Annotated in this window: 19 protein-coding genes and 1 pseudogene; 19 read left to right on the top strand and 1 reads right to left on the bottom strand. The window is 37.4% G+C overall.

The window, feature by feature from the left end; all coding sequences use genetic code 11:
* Positions 1 to 311: 311 nt before the first annotated feature.
* The 11 genes from AC1TO9_RS21150 to AC1TO9_RS21100 all read left to right on the top strand — a co-directional run bounded on the left by AC1TO9_RS21150 (position 312) and on the right by AC1TO9_RS21100 (position 8,313).
* Entirely contained in the window at positions 312 to 851 is a 540-nt protein-coding gene (locus AC1TO9_RS21150; RefSeq protein ID WP_482060440.1) for a DinB family protein, read from the top strand.
* Positions 852 to 1,067: 216 nt separating this feature from the next.
* Complete coding sequence (locus tag AC1TO9_RS21145; RefSeq protein ID WP_482058060.1) at positions 1,068 to 1,604, top strand: YcxB family protein; 537 nt, start codon at positions 1,068 to 1,070, stop codon at positions 1,602 to 1,604.
* 193 nt (positions 1,605 to 1,797) lie between these two features.
* Positions 1,798 to 2,247 (top strand): hypothetical protein, encoded by a 450-nt coding sequence (locus AC1TO9_RS21140; protein ID WP_482058068.1) that lies wholly within the window; start codon positions 1,798 to 1,800, stop codon positions 2,245 to 2,247.
* A gap of 206 nt (positions 2,248 to 2,453) precedes the next feature.
* On the top strand, positions 2,454 to 2,960 hold the full coding sequence (locus AC1TO9_RS21135) for a GNAT family N-acetyltransferase (RefSeq protein ID WP_482060439.1): 507 nt from the start codon (positions 2,454 to 2,456) through the stop codon (positions 2,958 to 2,960).
* 231 nt (positions 2,961 to 3,191) lie between these two features.
* The gene (locus tag AC1TO9_RS21130) at positions 3,192 to 3,566 is read left to right on the top strand and encodes a hypothetical protein (protein WP_482057427.1); all 375 of its coding nucleotides are present in this window, start codon (positions 3,192 to 3,194) and stop codon (positions 3,564 to 3,566) included.
* 249 nt (positions 3,567 to 3,815) lie between these two features.
* On the top strand, positions 3,816 to 4,136 hold the full coding sequence (locus AC1TO9_RS21125) for a hypothetical protein (RefSeq protein ID WP_482057426.1): 321 nt from the start codon (positions 3,816 to 3,818) through the stop codon (positions 4,134 to 4,136).
* A gap of 266 nt (positions 4,137 to 4,402) precedes the next feature.
* Entirely contained in the window at positions 4,403 to 4,798 is a 396-nt protein-coding gene (locus AC1TO9_RS21120; RefSeq protein ID WP_482060438.1) for a GNAT family N-acetyltransferase, read from the top strand.
* A 221-nt stretch (positions 4,799 to 5,019) separates the two neighbouring features.
* Positions 5,020 to 5,796, top strand: a complete 777-nt coding sequence (locus tag AC1TO9_RS21115) for a methyltransferase domain-containing protein (RefSeq protein WP_482060437.1) — start codon at positions 5,020 to 5,022, stop codon at positions 5,794 to 5,796.
* 204 nt (positions 5,797 to 6,000) lie between these two features.
* Complete coding sequence (locus AC1TO9_RS21110; RefSeq protein ID WP_482060436.1) at positions 6,001 to 6,399, top strand: ribonuclease E inhibitor RraB; 399 nt, start codon at positions 6,001 to 6,003, stop codon at positions 6,397 to 6,399.
* Between the two features lie 256 nt (positions 6,400 to 6,655).
* Positions 6,656 to 7,705: an acyltransferase family protein gene (locus AC1TO9_RS21105; protein ID WP_482060435.1), complete on the top strand. Its 1,050-nt coding sequence runs from the start codon at positions 6,656 to 6,658 to the stop codon at positions 7,703 to 7,705.
* A 239-nt stretch (positions 7,706 to 7,944) separates the two neighbouring features.
* Positions 7,945 to 8,313, top strand: coding sequence for a VOC family protein (locus tag AC1TO9_RS21100; RefSeq protein ID WP_482060434.1), 369 nt, complete (start codon positions 7,945 to 7,947; stop codon positions 8,311 to 8,313).
* Positions 8,314 to 8,676: 363 nt separating this feature from the next.
* On the opposite strand, the pseudogene AC1TO9_RS21095 reads toward AC1TO9_RS21100, so the two are convergent.
* Positions 8,677 to 9,198 (bottom strand): annotated as a pseudogene (locus tag AC1TO9_RS21095) (IS91 family transposase); the annotation flags it as partial.
* Between the two features lie 155 nt (positions 9,199 to 9,353).
* Here AC1TO9_RS21095 and AC1TO9_RS21090 point away from each other — a divergent pair.
* From AC1TO9_RS21090 to AC1TO9_RS21055, 8 genes are all read left to right on the top strand, one after another.
* Positions 9,354 to 10,094: a cyclase family protein gene (locus tag AC1TO9_RS21090; RefSeq protein ID WP_482060433.1), complete on the top strand. Its 741-nt coding sequence runs from the start codon at positions 9,354 to 9,356 to the stop codon at positions 10,092 to 10,094.
* Between the two features lie 433 nt (positions 10,095 to 10,527).
* Positions 10,528 to 11,052, top strand: a complete 525-nt coding sequence (locus AC1TO9_RS21085; protein ID WP_482060432.1) for a GNAT family N-acetyltransferase — start codon at positions 10,528 to 10,530, stop codon at positions 11,050 to 11,052.
* A gap of 713 nt (positions 11,053 to 11,765) precedes the next feature.
* Positions 11,766 to 13,571 carry a serine hydrolase domain-containing protein gene (locus AC1TO9_RS21080; RefSeq protein ID WP_482060431.1) on the top strand — a complete coding sequence of 602 codons (1,806 nt, stop codon included), beginning with the start codon at positions 11,766 to 11,768 and terminating at the stop codon, positions 13,569 to 13,571.
* Between the two features lie 929 nt (positions 13,572 to 14,500).
* Positions 14,501 to 14,677, top strand: a complete 177-nt coding sequence (locus tag AC1TO9_RS21075; protein WP_482060430.1) for a hypothetical protein — start codon at positions 14,501 to 14,503, stop codon at positions 14,675 to 14,677.
* 6 nt (positions 14,678 to 14,683) lie between these two features.
* Positions 14,684 to 14,998 carry a phage holin, LLH family gene (locus tag AC1TO9_RS21070; RefSeq protein WP_482060445.1) on the top strand — a complete coding sequence of 105 codons (315 nt, stop codon included), beginning with the start codon at positions 14,684 to 14,686 and terminating at the stop codon, positions 14,996 to 14,998.
* A 7-nt stretch (positions 14,999 to 15,005) separates the two neighbouring features.
* A complete protein-coding gene (locus AC1TO9_RS21065) occupies positions 15,006 to 15,635 on the top strand; it encodes a glycoside hydrolase family protein (protein ID WP_482060429.1) in 630 nt (209 codons plus the stop codon).
* Between the two features lie 296 nt (positions 15,636 to 15,931).
* On the top strand, positions 15,932 to 16,408 hold the full coding sequence (locus tag AC1TO9_RS21060; protein WP_482060428.1) for an NUDIX hydrolase: 477 nt from the start codon (positions 15,932 to 15,934) through the stop codon (positions 16,406 to 16,408).
* A gap of 234 nt (positions 16,409 to 16,642) precedes the next feature.
* Positions 16,643 to 17,170 (top strand): DinB family protein, encoded by a 528-nt coding sequence (locus tag AC1TO9_RS21055; RefSeq protein WP_482060427.1) that lies wholly within the window; start codon positions 16,643 to 16,645, stop codon positions 17,168 to 17,170.
* Positions 17,171 to 17,332: the final 162 nt, after the last annotated feature.

Here is a 17,332-nt window from a genome sequence, read left to right as displayed (position 1 = left end):
GGGATCTATGTCCCAACAAAACATGCGTTTTTCAGCCCAGTGTTGCCTCCAGTATAAAGAAAAAGTCCATCCCCGAGCCAGTCGGGTATGAACTGAGAATACCAACACTACATTCCTACTGCGGGCATTCGCCCTTGATTGCTAGAAGGATTTCCAAGGAGTTTATTCAGGCGATACATTCAACCAGCTAAGTCTGACGACTCGTTCCCTTTGGTCACTTAAGCTACTTGAACGTCAGGAATGCCAAACGTTAGGAGAAATTCGAAGCCAACATTACAAAACTAAAACCTACATCGAAAGGACAATGTACAATGGATTCAGAAAGAATATACTTGATCTCTGAAGTAAAAGGATTTAGCTCCCAGATCGGTAGACTTGTTTCGATGATGAATTATGCGCGATTGACAACGCTTAATACGGTACGAGAGTTAAGTACTGAACAACTGGATTATATTCATGATTCAAACAGTAATTCGATTGGTGCATTATTAATGCATCTCCCCGCAGTTGAACTTGGTTATCAATTGGATACGTTTGAGAATAGAAAGCCAACGGAGGAAGAAATAAAGAAATGGCAACCGGCTTATGAGCTTGGAGATCTAGGACGTAAAGAGATTAAAGGAAATTCGCTTGATTTTTATATACATGAAATGGAGAATATGAGACAAAGAACATTGGACGAACTTAAAAAGCGGAATGATGATTGGTTATATGAAGAACATCCATTTTGGAATGGAAAGCAGGCAAACCATTATTTTATGTGGTTTCATGTATTTGAAGATGAAATTAATCATAGGGGACAAATGAGATGGTTAAGACGAAGGGTAGAAGAGCAATTAAAGAACTCGTAAGCAATTCAAAGAACTTCTCCTAACATAATAATCCTGCATCGGACGACTTCGTCGCCCTCGGTCCCAGAAGTAACATTCGGAGAAGGAATTGCTGAGACACATCCTTTCACCTAACCGCATCGCGGCCAGTCGCTTCGCTCCTTTAAGGTGAAAGGACGTCAGGAATGCCAAACGTTAGGTGAAATTAATACATTTATTTTGGAGGGATATTCGAGGATGACTAATTCGGACCATGTTGTATTGGATGTTCAGCTTACACAAAAAGAATACTCATATTTAACTATTCTACATCAAAAAAAGTCTTTGAAAATAGGATTTATATTTTATTTAGTGCTCTTTTTTATTGTAATAATAAGTATGAATGAGTTTATATTTGAGATCGGTATAGCGACTGTAGGACTTATAGGTGGGGTTATAGTTAGTACTATATTATCGATTGGATTATATTACTTGGCGATTCTTCAATCAAACAGACAATTTAGATCAGATAAATTGCTTCAATACAAACAAACCTACGAAATAACAGATTCAGGTATTTCAGTGAAATCAGATTCAGGTACAGGGCATATTAACTGGAATGAGATATTTAAGGTCGTGGAATCAAAATATATAATTGCTTTATATGCAGGGAAAAATAGGGCTCTAATTCTGCCAAAGGAAGCAATAGTTAAACAGAAGGAAAATGGAATAGAGAATCTAAAGATACTAATCAAAAAAAATGTACCGAAGAATAAAGTGAAGTTTGAAGGTTAATCAAGAAGGCATTAACATCACCTAACAAAATATTCGTACTGCGAGCCGTTCGGCTCTTGATCTGCCAGAAGTATTATCGAGGAAGAAGATTCAGGAAGATACATCCATTCCCCTAAGATAAGAGCTATCTAAGGGGAATGGACGTCACGAATAAACCAACGTTATGTGAAATGCGAAGAGAAAGGATTTAAATATGACAAAAGAAGTAATATCCAAATACTTTTATCAAGATGGAAGCCTTCGAGATATTTATATACTTCAGTCTCATTTATTTGAATGGGATTTACTGTTTGATTTTTTTGAATCGAATCCTAGATTTGAGTTCCAAATTCTTAAAGATGGAGAATTAGTAAAAGAAAGACTAAGTATTGATAGAATTATTAATCTTAAAAATGACTACTCAATGTCCATTCAGATTGATTATAATGGTATTTCAATAGTTGGTTACTTCTATGAAACTGACTATATCGAATTTGATATAACACCTAAGGAAATAGTTAGTCTTGAAGAAGTACATAAAGTAATTGAGTTTATGAGGGAGATTTCAAAATTCACAAAAAAGGTAGTGATTTTAACACCAGAAATGGATATGAAAGATGAATACATAAGGGTAATCCCATCAGGAGAAGCAATATTTTTGTAAGTAACTCAGAGGCACTTCACATAACAAAGCATCTTCGCTGCGGGGCATTTGCCCCTTGGTTGTCAGGTGTTTAATCATAGAAGTAAATCAGACAACACACGACCCGGCCTAAGATAAGAGCTATCTAAGGCCGGGTCGCGTCGCAGATGCGGAAACGTTATATGCAATCCCTACAGTGTTTAAAAACACAAATTCGAGGTGATCTAATGACAGTTCAAATCCGTCCTGTAGTTTTTGAAGATTCAAAAACTGTCCAAGAATATGCTTCTGATTATAGAATATCTCTAACAAGTAATGTTCCCTATCCTTATCCAGAAGGTGGAGGGGAATTTTGGGCCAGAATGGTAATATCACGACGAGAACAAGGAACTGCATTTGTTTTTTCAATATTTGAAAAAGAGCAATTTGCAGGTGTAATGTCACTAAACGGTATCAATGATGAAGAAAGAACAGCTGAATTAGATTATTGGATTGCAGTACCATTTTGGAATAGAGGAATAGGGACAGCAGCATTGAGGCAAGCAATAAAATATGCTTTTGAAGAATTGAAGTTAGTAACAATTAGAAGCGCATGTCTTGCAAAGAATAAGGGATCCTCAAAAGTCCTTGAAAAGAATGGATTTATAAAAACAAATGAATTCATATTTGAAGACGGGAAATTTAAAGATGAAGAAGGATATAGATTCCAATTAAACACGCCAATAAATTCTTAGTTGATTCGAAGAAGGCAGGGACAGCAAATAACAACGTATCTTCACCGCGGCCTGACGGCCTTGGTCTGCACGAGGGATATCGGGGAGCGTATTCAGCAGACAACCCTGCGACCCTAAGTCCTGGCGGACCCAGTCGCTACGCTCCTTTAGGGCTCTCGGGTTCGTAGATACAACAACGTTATATGAAAGTCCAGAAAGACGACATAATACTTAAAGCGGAGGTAACTTAATTTGAATAAAATAGTCAACCTCAATTTAATTAACAATACAATAAATGATTTTGGGTGGTATCAATGTCGTTATATTAATGAATTTAGGTTTTTTATAGATAGGAACAAATACTATGAAGAGATATCTATTCTGGAGATTGTATTTGAATACATTGGGACAGAGAGATATTTAATTAAAGTTCAATTTAAAGAATTAGGGCCTTATGAGTTAAAAGCTGGTGGTTCCAGAATACAATTAAGTAGTTTTCAAATTGAAGATATTCGAGATCATGGATGGAATGAATTGAATTATGAGATAACTGATTGTGAAATGGATTCTGGAATAAAATTTTATTGTAAAGAAATTGAAATAATATTAATAGATATTTGTAAGTAATTCAAAGAAGTCTGGACCTTCATATAAACCATATTCACACTTCGGGCCATTCGGCCCTCGGTCCGGCAGAAGTTAGAAGAGGATTCGGGGAGGCATTTCATCAGCGAGGAAGCGGAATCAGCCGGACACACCCGCACCACCCAACCGCGTCGCGGCCAGTCGCTGCTCTCCTTTAGGGTGGTGGGGCGTCGTGAATACCAGAACGTTATATGAAATCTGTGAAGGTATGGTTTTTAAAGGGGGGAATACATGGAGAATAAACAAAAAAAAGGGCAGGTAGTTTTTATAATAACAGTTATCTGCTTTATAGCGTTTTTTTATAGCACTACATTTTTGGAGAATTATAACGGGAATAAAAAAATAGCTCTCTTAGTAAACGGATCCAGACAATTAACTATAGAAGAAATTCAAAAAATTAAAGTTAACAGTATTACTTATGGATTTTGGGGTGATGAATTTGGTAATGAAAAAGGAGATGCTAAAACGTATATATTAATTAAACAAAGGTCACAAAAAGTGCTATTAAGAACAAATGATTTAGAAGATATTGCTGGATACATGAATGAATAATTATAAATATCATGTAAGTATATCTAAGAAGTCACAGACTTCATATAAACCAACAAAACATTTCTACTTCGTCGCTGGCGCTCCTTGGTCGCCAAGGGGGATTTCGGAGAAGCTTAGTCAGGCGACACATTCAACCAGCTAAGTCTGACGACCCGGCGCTACGCACCTTAAGCCGCTTGAACGTCAGAAATGAGAGAACGTTAGGCGAAACCGGGCAGTGAATAACGTTTAAACATAAAAGCCTGAAACAAGAAGGGATAATTATTATGATTATTTATTCAGAAGACAAACTACTTAGAGCTGCTGATGTAGCCGAAGTATTTAAAAAATCAGGAATAAAAAGACCATATGAAGACGTAGAGAGACTACAAAGAATGATAGATAACTCGGATATTATTATTAGTGCATGGGATGACAATAAAATGATAGGGCTAGCAAGAGCAATAACGGATTATTCATACTGCTGCTATCTATCTGACCTAGCTGTAGATAAGGAATATCAAAATCAAGGAATTGGAAAGAAATTAGTGAACAAATTACAAATCTTATTAGGAGAAGAACCTTCATTGGTATTACTCTCATCACCAGGAGCAATGGAATTTTATCCTCGAATTGGATTTGAAAAAGCGGATAAAGCATTTGTAATAGCAAGAAAGAAATAAAGGAAATTTGTGAGTGTCTCAAGCCGGCATCGCCTAACATTATATTACTACAGCGGTCGCTACGCTCCCTAGGTCACCAAGAGGAAGTTTCGCAGAAGTTTGTTCAGGTGACACATCCAACCGGCTAAGTGGCAGAGCCACCCGGACCTGCGGTCCTTAAGCCGCTCGGACGTCAGAAATGCACAACGTTAGGCGAAATTCATTGAAGGGCGGTTAAAAAGATGCCAATCGATTTTCACGATAGCAAAAATCATTCAACTTATGCAACTCGTGTAGCCGAAGAACAATGGCTAAAAACTATTGAGAAATATGTTGATATTGAAGGGAAACATATACTTGACCTTGGATGTGGTGGAGGAATCTACTCTAAAGTATTTGCTTTATCAGGTGCAACACATGTTACTGCAATGGATTTTTCTGCGGAAATGTTAAAGGGTGCGGCAGGAAATTGTAAAGATTTTAATAATATCACTTTTGTGCAGGGGAGTGCTTTAGAAACAAATTTAAAGGAGAAACAATTCGATGTTTTGTTAGAACGAGCATTAATTCATCACATCGCTGATCTTGAAATGTGTTTCCAAGAAGCCAATAGAGTACTGAAACCAAATGGAAGATTTATAATTCAAGATCGCACTCCTGAAGATTGTGCTCTCCTAGGAAGTGATACACATATCAGAGGATATTTTTTTGAAAAGCACCCTAAATTACTTGAAAAAGAAATCAGTAGGAGATATTCGAGTCGTAAAGTTTCAACAGCCTTAAAACAAACAGGATTCAATATGATAATAGAATTACAGTACTGGGAAACCAGAAGAACATATAATGATTTCGAACAACTTAAGCAAGATTTATTGAATAGAACTGGACGATCAATATTGCACGAACTATCAGAAGATGAATTAATAGATCTGGTTAAATTCATAGAAAATAAAATAGGACACACTAAACAAATAAAAGAAGAAGACAGATGGACTGTATGGATCGCAGAGAAGCAATGAACTTCGCTTAAACATAACATTCCTACTGCGGGGCATTTGCCCCTTGGTTACCTGAGGCGTTTCGAGGAAGTGAATTCAGACAACACATTGATTTCCCTAAGATAAGAGCTATCTAAGGGGAATCAACGTCAGGAATGTATATACGTTAGCTGAAATCGAGGCAATAGAATAATAACTAATAACATCTGAGGGAGTCATTCGAAAATGAAGTATCTAATATTTCTTATGATATTCACAACATTATTCATAACTGGTTGTTCAGAGAATACGAGTTATACTACTACGATAAATATAGAAGCTGATTTAATGACTCTTGAGAATATAAAAAACTCAGGTGTAGATTTATCTAAGGAACAATTAGTCGATTTTCATATTTCTGTTAATAATAAAAAAAACGGAAACAAAGTATCATCAGTCTTAACAAGCCAGAATTATCAGTGTAATATTTATAAAAATTTCGGTGGGAATGCATGGACTACTGAATGTTCAAAAGAGATGTTACTGGAGATTGATTTACTTACTGAAGAACAATATAAGATTGATAATGTAGCTCAAAAATATAATGGCTATCTAGACGGTTGGGGTCTCATGGTAGCACCTTGAATTAAAGACTTATTATGAATTTGATTCGAAGAGGGCCTCGACATCAGCTAAACACTGCATTTACTACTGCGGGCATGCGCCCTTGATCGCTAGAAGGATGTTCAAGGGGTATATTCAGGCGACACATTCAACCGGTTTAGTCTGACGACCCGTTCCCTGTGGTCACTTAAGCCGCTTGAACGTCAGGAATGGCAAACGTTATTGGGAATTCTTACATCATATTAAACAAAGATAATACAACCGAGGTGATAATAATTTGATACATTCAAAAAAACGATTATATTTTTTAGATAATTTAAAAGTGTTTTTAATTATGCTTGTCGTTGCACATCATGCGGGTCAACCTTATGCAGGTGCCGGATGGTGGTGGTATTTTACAACAAATAACTCACCTGGATTAGGTTTCTTTTTTGCTGTAAATGCAGCTTTTTTTATGAGCCTATTCTTTTTGATTTCGGCGTATTTAGTCCCACTTTCTCTAGAGAGGAAAAGAATTGGTCCATTTCTCAGAGAGCGGTTTATTCGATTGGGTATTCCGCTGGCTATTGGTTTTTTATTACTTATACCGTTTTCATGGCCTGAGATTAATTTCGGTCACTTATGGTTTCTCCAACATCTATTGATTTATGTTGTGATTTACGCAATCATTCAGTCGCTTAGCGGAAAATACCTGAAAGATCGAACTGAATACGTTCCCAAACCATTTCCTAATCAAATCGTCATCATACTTTTGACCATCTTTGTAAGCTTGTTGACGTTTTTTATCCGTATTAAGTATCCTATCGGTCATTGGATTGGATTTCTTGGAGTTATTCAAACTGAATTTGCCCATGTTCCACAATATGTGTTCTTTTTCATTTTTGGACTTGTTGCAGCGAGGAATAATTGGTTTGAGAGAATACCTAAATATATTGGACTTACGTGGCTATTAGTAGGGGGAGTAATTGCATTAATTATGTATGCAGGTAAAATAACATATTTTCAAGCGGGTGGCTTGAATTGGGGAAGTCTAGGGTATTCTTTTACTGAAACATTCTTATGTTCAGGACTATGTATTGGATTAATATACTTGTTTCAACTAAAAGCCAATAAATCTAATGTAACGATGATGATGTTGTCATCGAATGCTTTTCCTGTATATATTTTTCATGTTCCCATCGTTGTTCTTTTACAATATATCGTTGAACCTTTGCCGGTATCTGCATACTTTAAATTTTTTTTAGTAGTTGTATTGGGAATTTCACTGAGTTTTTTATTTAGTCATTTTATAATCAAAAAAATTCCATATTCGAAAAAAATGTTTTAGAAACCGTTGCAATAGTGTGATTCAATGAAGGCAAGAACTTCCGATAACAATGTTTTCCAGCTGCAGGGCTTACGCCCCTTGGTCTGCCAGAGGTATTTCACGGATGAAGGTTAAGACTGACACATCCCTCCCTCTAAGATAAGAGCTATCTAAGGTGGAGGGACGTCGTGAACACGGAAACGTTATCGGAAATTCAGGCAAAGTAATAGCAAATTTTTATAAAAAAGGGTGAAATATATATGTTTACTAACTGTCTTCAAATTTTTCCAAGCTCTGATATGAATAAGACAGCAGAATTCTATGAACTCATCGGCTTCAGAGCAGTAAGTTATCTTAATTCGGTGGAACCACATATTTGTCTATACAGGGATCGAATAGAGATAGTTTTAACAAAATCAAATCAAGAATATATAGTACCTAATCGAGAAATACATGGATATGGATATGATGCATATTTAATAACAGATAACCAAGAGGAAATGGAGAAAGGTTTTAGTAAATTAGGAGTTAAGATTGTACGATCTCTATCAACGACAGATTACAACAATAAGGAATTTGTGTTTGAAGATATAGATAGAAGATGGATTGCGGTTGGTAATAAACAGTGAATGAATGGAAACATTAAGAACGAGTGATATCAATTTCGAAGAGGGCTCGAACATCCGATAACACTTTGGATTGGTTGCGCAGTTACCCGAAAAAGTGACCTTCATAAGCACTGCATGAAGGTCTTCAAAATGGTGATCATATGAGCAGGAAAGTTGCGCGGAAATTGCGCAAATCCATGTTGAACGATGCCGCGAATATTTGCTATCCTATGGGATTTGTTATATACTTCCTTCTCTTAATGTTGCACAATATAAGAGAATCCATTTTCCAAATGATAAGATAGCGTGTTCATTACGGATAAATACATACCTTCCCCCTTCCCAGATCAGGCATCGTAGTGACAAGTATGCTATTCATCGCGCTTACCCACCGCCAGGATTCAACGTCAATATCTGACACCAAGTTCCTCCACAGGAGGGATAAAGCGAAATATCCACACCAGTTAATTTAAAAATGAGTTCCTTCGCCGTCAACTTTATTTTGGGTTTAATCGGCATATGAGTCAGACGTAAACACTTCAGTAGTTTGGTTTTTCGATTGGGATTGCTGAGAAAGCCATAATGCCTAATCTTCTGAAACCCAGAAGGTAGCACATGCATCATGAATCTTCGCACTTTGCCATCATCTTTGTAATCTCGGAAATGGAAGGTTACGGTCTGGTCGTCCATCGCCATCAATCTGTTGTTGTAAATCGCCGTCTTGTGCGTATATCGACTTAAATATTTGACGACGTGAAAGGAATTCTTGAACGGTTTTTTACAATAGACGACCCAATCCAGTTCATAGAGTGCATCTACGAGCGCGAGAAAAGAGGATTCCTCTGCGTAGGGCAGAGAGGATCCGGTAAATATTAGTGCCTGCTCTGCATAAGCCTTTTTCAATATTGTGAAAATACGCTGTTAGTACTTTTTATGCATGTTTTAAAGTTCTTCCTAGTTCATTTACTGTCAAAACAATGATTATCTGAGGAATATTTTATATCTTTTGAAATGAAAGATAAGTAGAATTGTACATTTACCCAGACTTGGAGGAAGTTCTTTTGAAATCGACTGATGTTATACATAACTTTATGAATTGTTTAAATCAACTAAAAGTATATGATCTTTCACCGATATTCGAAACTAATATGCCTGGATTTCATAATCATCCCTCACTTGGAATTGTGCAGAATCATCGCAATTTTTGCCATCATGGTTATTATGCACAAACCTTAATTATTTCAGAGCACACGGGATCTCATGTTGATGCTCCTGTTCATTGTCACGGAGAACAAGCAACGATTGACCAATTACCTGTTGATTGTCTAATTGGTCCATATAAGAAATACGATCTTATGACCTTTGCTCCTGAGGCAGGTAAACCAGTTGAATTGGACATAATTAAAGATGTAGAAGAGCGGGATGGATTCTCCCTTCAGGCAGGGGATATTGTTCTTATTGACTTTGGTTGGGATAAATATTACAGGCCGGACTGTAGCGGTAATGAAAGAGAATGGTGGGGTAAAAATGAGCCTGGTTTAACCAGTGAAGTATGCAAATATTTTCATGAGGCAGGAATTAAAGCAATAGGGGCAGATACACCAGGTGTAGATATTTGTATGTTAAATGGGGAAATTCTAAGTGCTCCAGGTCATGTAGAGTACTTTTTACCGAACAATATTTTAATTATGGAGGGATTTAGTGGAATGAGCCAAGCTCCCGCAATGGGGATTTTTATGGCACTTCCATTGAAAATCAAAAATGGTTCTGGATCTCCTATTCGTCCTATTTTGTTGGCCTAGACTCATTAAATAATACGGGGACCGTACCTCAAGTCATTGCGTTAACGGGACACGATAGTTAAAGATAGATATAGTTGAGGGAGATTTCATAGAAGAGGCTGACATCCTACCAACAGAGCATTCCAACTGCGTCGCTTAAGCTCCTCGGTCGCCAAGAGGGATTTCAGTGAAGCGTATTCAGGTGACACATTCAACCAGTTAAGTCTGAAGACCCGTTCCCTACGGTCACTTAAGCCGCTTGAACATCAGGAATGCCAAACGTTATATGCAATCGGGGCAAACCCAATATAAAAACTCAAAATCTCATAAAATCAATAAAAAACACTACCAATTTTTAGGAAGGTAATATCTTTATCTGAAAAAAATTATTTCATAAAATTGGAAAAAGATAAAACCAAAAGAATTATTTTTTATGAATGAGGGGAGATGTCAAATGCAAGTAGAAACCCAAAGACTAATCATTCGTGACTTTAATATGGAAGACTGGGTAGATGTACATAAATACGCATCAAATCATGTAGTAACTGAATATATGATGTGGGGACCGAATAGCAAAGCTGAGACAAAAGCATATATAGAGCAGCAAATCACAAAGAAACAATCTATCGACCGAACCGATTATGAATTCGGAGTAATACTTAAAGAGACAAATATATTAATAGGTGGATGTGGAATTTATATCAAAGAAAATAATGCTGAAATAGGCTATTGTTTTAACCCCGAATTTTGGGGTAGTGGTTATGCTACAGAAGCATCAAAAGCAATGTTAATGCTCGGATTTGAAAACTTCAAAGTGCATAGAGTGTTTGCGACATGCCGTCCCGGAAATATAGCATCAGCCAATCTTTTGATAAGAATCGGTATGAAACAAGAAGGTCATCTAAGGGAACATATGTGGCACAAAGGGAAATTTCATGATTCTTATTTATTTTCAATAATAGAAGATGAATATTATTGAAAATATCAATAAATATTAAAGAGCTAGAAAATATGAAACATATCAAAAATATATAAGAGGATATCAATTATTTAGGGAAACTCGAAGAAGGCCGCGACAACATACCAACACATAATATTCACGCTGCGGGCATACGCCCTGTGTCCGGCGGAAGCCGGACACATCCGACATTCGTCGGACGTCGTGAATAGAGGAAGGTTAGCTGAAATCAATGTAATTCAAAAAAAGAGAGTTGATTTCATGGCCTATACACATGAAGAATGGAATTAACTAGTAAAGAGTAGATCTGATCTAAGTGGATATTTATATCATTTAACTAAAGTAGAGGTGGATAAAAACGGAAAAATCACATTAAACGCGATAGATAGATTGATGAAAGTAATTAATGAAAAAAAATAATAGGAAGTTCTGCAGAAAGCGGATTTATTGCAGGCGATCGTAATGCCGTTTGCTTTCAGAGTGGTGGAGAATCGTAGATTATAACTTAATGAACAAAGACTACTTAGTTGATTGGACGCATGAGAGAGAATGGCAAGGGATAGTACAAATAAGTGTTGTGATTTTTTAAATATTTTAATGTGCACTCTATTTGAAAGTAATTGGTTCAATGATGAAATTCAATATATCATTACAGATGATATCCAAGGAATTTAGGAGCTGCGAAAGATGAGTTAGATCTGATCTTATTATTTGATGTTGAAGGAGAGTAGCTAATGCAGAAAGATCGTAGTTATCACACTGTAAACAAAGTAATAGCTTGTGTTCTGTCATTCATATTTATCATTATGGCAATAGCAGTACCTGCCCACGCTGAAGAAGAACAGGTTGAGACTACACCATCTAGGATTCCCTTATCCAAGTTAGAGGAAACGATTGATTCTTATGTTGCCTCGTATGAGAAGTATACCGCTGCCGTTTCTGTTGTGGCTATTAAAGATGGTGAAACCATTGTGAATAAGGCATATGGTTTGGCGGATATTGAGAATCAGCGAAAGGCGGATACATCTACTGTTTTTGAATGGGCTTCAATCTCTAAACTGTTGGTCTATACTAGTGTGATGCAGCTTGTCGAACAAGGAAAACTTGATTTGGAGACGGATATCAAAGAATATCTACCAGAAGGATTTTTTAAGAAGCTGAAATACGATGATCCGATTACCCTAATGAACCTGATGCATCACAATGCGGGTTGGGAAGATCAAACAGTGGCCGAGGTGTATTATTACTCCGAGAATGAAACGTTAGAATTAGGAGAAACTTTGCGTACAAATGAGCCGAAACAGATATATCAACCGAATAGCATAGTGGGTTATTCTAACTATGGCGTTGGTCTAGCCGGTTACATCGTGGAATTGATAAGCGGCCAACCTTTTTATGAATATGTCAATCAACATATTTTTACACCCCTTAATATGAAAGACACTTCGATTCATCCAACGGGGCAAGATCATCCAGACGTAGTACGAAGAAGGAATGAGATTGAAGGGTATACAAAAGATTTAAAACTGATCCCTCAGAACAGAGTATACGTAACCTTTTATCCAGCAGGGGCAGCCATTGGGACAGCAGCAGATTTAGCCAAGTTTCTTACAGCGTTGATGCCTGTGGATGATAGTAATTTATTATTTGCGAACAGAGATACGTTAACCGAAATGTTGTCAACAAGTTTATATTATGACGGGACTTCTATTCCGCGGTTTGCGCATGGGTTCGTTGAGATGGAATACTGGGCACCTACACTGATGCACGAGGGGAATTTGAAGGGATTTTCAAGTAAACTTGTCTTTGATCCAGCATCTAAATTTGGGATGGTGGTGATGACCAACCAGTCTTATGAAGAAATTTATTATTATGGACTCATAAAGGAAATTTTTGGTAGTAGTATGTATTCTAATTCAATTACTTCTGAGGGAAGTGGATATTTTCAATCCGCACGGCGGGCAGTCTCTAGATTCACTAATTTATTTACGGCTCATGATATAACGAAATATACAAAAGCTGAGTTAGGTAATGTTTATAATGTTGTCGAGCATAATGGTGTTGTTGAGAAAATTTCCATCACTCCTTACTATGATTCCTTGCCTGTATCGAGTTTAAAGGTAAACTTGATTAAAATCTCTCTTATTCCTGTTGCGCTAGGTATCATTTTCAGTTTAAGTGCTTTGATCGGCTATTTAATCCAGATGCTTCTTTACAAACGAAATAAACGAGGAAATCCTCCAACCAATTTTGACAAATATCATCTTGTAATTAATTTTGCAGGCATCTTACTCCTTCTTAATCTTTACATCATACACACGAGGTTAAGGTTTCAAAGTTATCCCGCTTATTCTTCGTTACGCATCAATTTAATGTTTAACCTGCTATATGTGGTTCTAGCAGTGGCGTATCTTGGCTTGCTTATTTACAAACTGTGGAAGAGCAGTTACAGCAAAAAGCAAAAGGTTATGTACATCATGTCTGGCACCTCGGCTTTTATATTGGCTGCTTTTATTGTGGGATGGAATTTGTATGTTTAGAGTGTTGTAGATATGTCCTAAGCTAAACATATTAATGAGCTGGCGAGGTGCTTTGATCGGCACCGGCACTTGTATAAGTGAGGAAAGGGTAGTTGTTAAATTCGATAAGGGAGAGTATTTCTCCACCGAAGTATAGGGCTTTAAGATGAGCAATCATCTTAGGGCCTTTTTATATATCATTGTCCATATATGTGAATGGCTGTTATATTAAAAGGAAGAAATTTACGGGGAAGTTACTTTGCTGTTTTTGAAAAAAAAGAGCTCGGAGTCTGTCTGGAAAGGTGCGGTGGTAAAGAGCGAGACATATCATAAGTGGAACGTTTTTACACCTATACTCTTGAGTCTGCGCATACGAGTAACTATATATTTGGCAGTGCAGTAATTTACACTTTCAATGCTAAAAAGGAGTCATTCCCACGCTCATGTTAATCAGACGATTAGCTTAAAGCACTAGCTGAAGCCAAAATTATTAAGGATGTCAATTGTCATGTATGGAGACAATCCTTTACGGCTCATCTTATGAAGGATGCTGCAACAAAATGGGATTCTAGTATTAAAGATGATCTGACATTTAAAACAAATTACGAAAAGTCCTTCAGGTGATACCCGAACGGTCTGGCGCCTTACATAGGTGGGGTTCTGGTGTACGCTTAGAATTGATCATCTACCAAAAATAGACCCCAAGAAACCAGTGGTTATCTCGTGCGAGGGCGGTTGTGTAGAGGATGACAATATATCTATCCTCGTTCTCGATGATAAGGTGATTTTGGAAATTGAATAACTGGGAAGAGCGCCTGTTGTGGCGTTCTTTTTAATGCCTGAAAAGACGATAATGCGACACAACGAGCATCTCAAACGAGGTGCTTTTTATTTCGACCTCATAACTATGGAGGCTGTTTTTATATACAGAATGGAGGGGATCGGATGGAGTGGGGGGAGTCATAGCTCTTATCGGAGTTGTAATTGTATTGCGATCGAGTGGCGAGTTGGGTGTGTTGCTAGCTTTTATTGGCGCACCTGTTTCCACCGCACTTGGATTCTATTACTGGAAGGCCAAAAATGAAAATGTACAAAAAATAGCACAGCAAGAAGAATCTCGAAATTGACGTACCATACGAGGAGGAAAGACCATAATTGATTTAACACCTATCACACAAGCGGCTATTATTCTTGTAGCTGCCGTGATCACTACTTTCATAGTTCCATATATTAAGAGTAAGACAACTCAGGAGCAATGTGTACAAATTTCCGCATGGACGAAGATTGCAGTAGCAGTTGCGGAAAAGATATATAGCGGTCCTGGATGTGGCGAAGAAAAGAAACAATATGTATTAGACTTCTTGACCGAGCAAGGTTACACGATTGAGCTAGATGCTATAAGCGCATTAATAGAGTCTGCTGTACATGATTTAATAAAGGAGCGGTGATGAATAAATGAGTCGTAAAATATCGCAATCAGGAATATCTCTTATTAAATCGTTTGAGGGTTGTCGTTTAACGGCTTACAAACCCGTTGCTTCTGAGCAGTATTGGACTATCGGATGGGGGCACTACGGGGCTGACGTAAAACAAGGCATGACAATCACACAAGCGCAAGCGGATAAGATGCTTGTCAGTGACCTTTCTAAATACGAGGCATATGTAAACAATGTATCGTACGTCCCGCTAACAGCGCAACTCACGCAAAATCAATTTGACGCTTTAACTAGCTTTTGTTACAACTGTGGCGCAGGCAATTTGCGAACGCTGTGTAAAGGTCGGACAGTGGCGCAGATAGCGCTAAACATCATTAAGTATGACAAGGCTGGCGGTAATGTGCTAGCAGGGTTGGTACGAAGACGTAAAGCGGAGCTAGAGTTATTTAATAAAGCTGACATCCCTATTAATGTTGAGAAAGAAGCGATAAAAATGGACAAAGTAAATGTAACTGTATACGGTTTGAAGATCGAGGACGGTTTCCTAGTGGACGGTAAAACATATGTGCCATTACGGGCGGTAGGGGATGCCATGGGGGTGAAGACGGCTTGGGATAATAATAGTAAGACAGCATCGATCACAAAGTAAATTTAATAGGAGCCCACAGAGAAATAAATCGGCACTTAGGATCGGAAGCGCCGAGCGTGCAATCCGAAAACATCGGTAAAAATACTCCACTAACCTTAATTGGTCGGCGGGGTATTTTTTTATTCTTTAGGTTGTACCTGCCCACAAAAGATAACCACTTGAGCACACTTCACAACTCTCCTGAGTACCCGAAACCATATAGATAAAGGAATTCACGGTTTAAAGTCGAACTAAACATACGTTATACCTTAAGAGCTATCTAAGGGGAATGGACGTCGTGAACAAGGAAAGGTTAGATGAAATTATCAAAAACCTCATTATTAAACATTAGAAAGTTGGTATCAAAGATGAGCGTAAAGATTAAATGTGTTGCGGGTGTAATTATGCTAGACGGAGTGAATAAAGTGTTACTACAAAGAAGAGGGGATGATAACAACTGGTGTATACCTGGTGGTGGAATGGATCTAGGAGAGACAGTTGAAGAGACTGCAAAACGAGAGGTTTACGAAGAGACAGGACTCATTATTCATGAAATGAAGTTATTTAATGTGTATTCTGGAGAAAGTCAGCATCATATATATCCTGATGGAAATGAATTTTATTTTGTGAATGTCGTTTATGTAAGTAGAGCATATAAGGGAGAGGTGTTAATAGATGGGGAGGAAACAAAGGAGTTGAAATACTTTGATATATACGAACTTCCTCAAACCCTCTCAAAGACGAATGTACCTGTTTTTGAAGATTTAAGAAGAAGATTAAGTGAAATTAAGTAAATACACATTACATACTTGATTATCCAATGAAATTGACGACATCGCCTAAACAATACATTCCTACATCGTCGCATACGCTCCTCGGTCGCCAAGAGGGATATCGAAGAAGCAGATTCAGGAGACATATTCAACCAGCGAAGTCTAATGACCCGTTCCCTTTGGTCACTTAAGCTGCTTGAACGTCAGAAATGTGGGTACGTTAGGCGAAATTCAAATAAAACCTGGAGGAAACACATGTTAAACATGAATAATATTTATCTCATTACCGACATACCTGGTTATTCGCCTCAAATTGGTCGTTTACTTTCAATGATGAACTATGCAAGGTTTACAACTTTAGAATCTATAAAAAATTTATCTGTAGATCAATTAGATTTTTTGTTAGATTCTGAGAGCAATTCAATAGGTGCATTGTTATTGCATTTCGCAGCGGTAGAATATGCCTATCAGTTGGAAACTTTCGAAAAAAGGGACTTGAATGATGAAGAGATGAAGATCTGGGGAGCAGCTTTGAATCTCGGTGAAGAGGGACAGGAAAAGATTAGGGGAAATGATTTGTCTTATTATGTAGATAAATTAAATGAAGTCAGAAATCGAACATATGAATTATTTAAAGCCGTTGAGGATGACTGGTTATATATAGAAGAAGAGTTCTGGTATAAAAAACAAGCAAATCATTATTTTATGTGGTTTCATGTATTTGAAGATGAAATCAATCATAGAGGTCAGATCAGAATGATAAAGAAGAGATTGAAGGTATAACATAGAAGAATTGAACACTACCTAACAATGCATTCTTGCTTTGTCGCTTACGCTCTTTGGTCGCCAAGAGGAATTCCGGGAAAACCAATTCAGGCGACATATTCAACCGGCTAAGTCTATCGACTGGTTCCCTTCGGCACTTAAACCGCTTGAACGTCAGGA

Source organism: Paenibacillus sp. Y916 (assembly GCF_056786435.1).
Note: the sequence above shows the minus strand (reverse complement) of the source record. Positions and strands in the feature narration are given on the sequence as shown.

What these genes read in the sequence shown, in the direction of transcription:
- AC1TO9_RS21150 (WP_482060440.1), top strand. Translation starts at nt 312, where the DNA reads ATGGATTCAGAAAGAATATACTTGATCTCTGAAGTAAAAGGATTTAGC.
- AC1TO9_RS21145 (WP_482058060.1), top strand. Translation starts at nt 1,068, where the DNA reads ATGACTAATTCGGACCATGTTGTATTGGATGTTCAGCTTACACAAAAA.
- AC1TO9_RS21140 (WP_482058068.1), top strand. Translation starts at nt 1,798, where the DNA reads ATGACAAAAGAAGTAATATCCAAATACTTTTATCAAGATGGAAGCCTT.
- AC1TO9_RS21135 (WP_482060439.1), top strand. Translation starts at nt 2,454, where the DNA reads ATGACAGTTCAAATCCGTCCTGTAGTTTTTGAAGATTCAAAAACTGTC.
- AC1TO9_RS21125 (WP_482057426.1), top strand. Translation starts at nt 3,816, where the DNA reads ATGGAGAATAAACAAAAAAAAGGGCAGGTAGTTTTTATAATAACAGTT.
- AC1TO9_RS21120 (WP_482060438.1), top strand. Translation starts at nt 4,403, where the DNA reads ATGATTATTTATTCAGAAGACAAACTACTTAGAGCTGCTGATGTAGCC.
- AC1TO9_RS21115 (WP_482060437.1), top strand. Translation starts at nt 5,020, where the DNA reads ATGCCAATCGATTTTCACGATAGCAAAAATCATTCAACTTATGCAACT.
- AC1TO9_RS21110 (WP_482060436.1), top strand. Translation starts at nt 6,001, where the DNA reads ATGAAGTATCTAATATTTCTTATGATATTCACAACATTATTCATAACT.
- AC1TO9_RS21100 (WP_482060434.1), top strand. Translation starts at nt 7,945, where the DNA reads ATGTTTACTAACTGTCTTCAAATTTTTCCAAGCTCTGATATGAATAAG.
- AC1TO9_RS21085 (WP_482060432.1), top strand. Translation starts at nt 10,528, where the DNA reads ATGCAAGTAGAAACCCAAAGACTAATCATTCGTGACTTTAATATGGAA.
- AC1TO9_RS21080 (WP_482060431.1), top strand. Translation starts at nt 11,766, where the DNA reads ATGCAGAAAGATCGTAGTTATCACACTGTAAACAAAGTAATAGCTTGT.
- AC1TO9_RS21065 (WP_482060429.1), top strand. Translation starts at nt 15,006, where the DNA reads ATGAGTCGTAAAATATCGCAATCAGGAATATCTCTTATTAAATCGTTT.
- AC1TO9_RS21060 (WP_482060428.1), top strand. Translation starts at nt 15,932, where the DNA reads ATGAAATTATCAAAAACCTCATTATTAAACATTAGAAAGTTGGTATCA.
- AC1TO9_RS21055 (WP_482060427.1), top strand. Translation starts at nt 16,643, where the DNA reads ATGTTAAACATGAATAATATTTATCTCATTACCGACATACCTGGTTAT.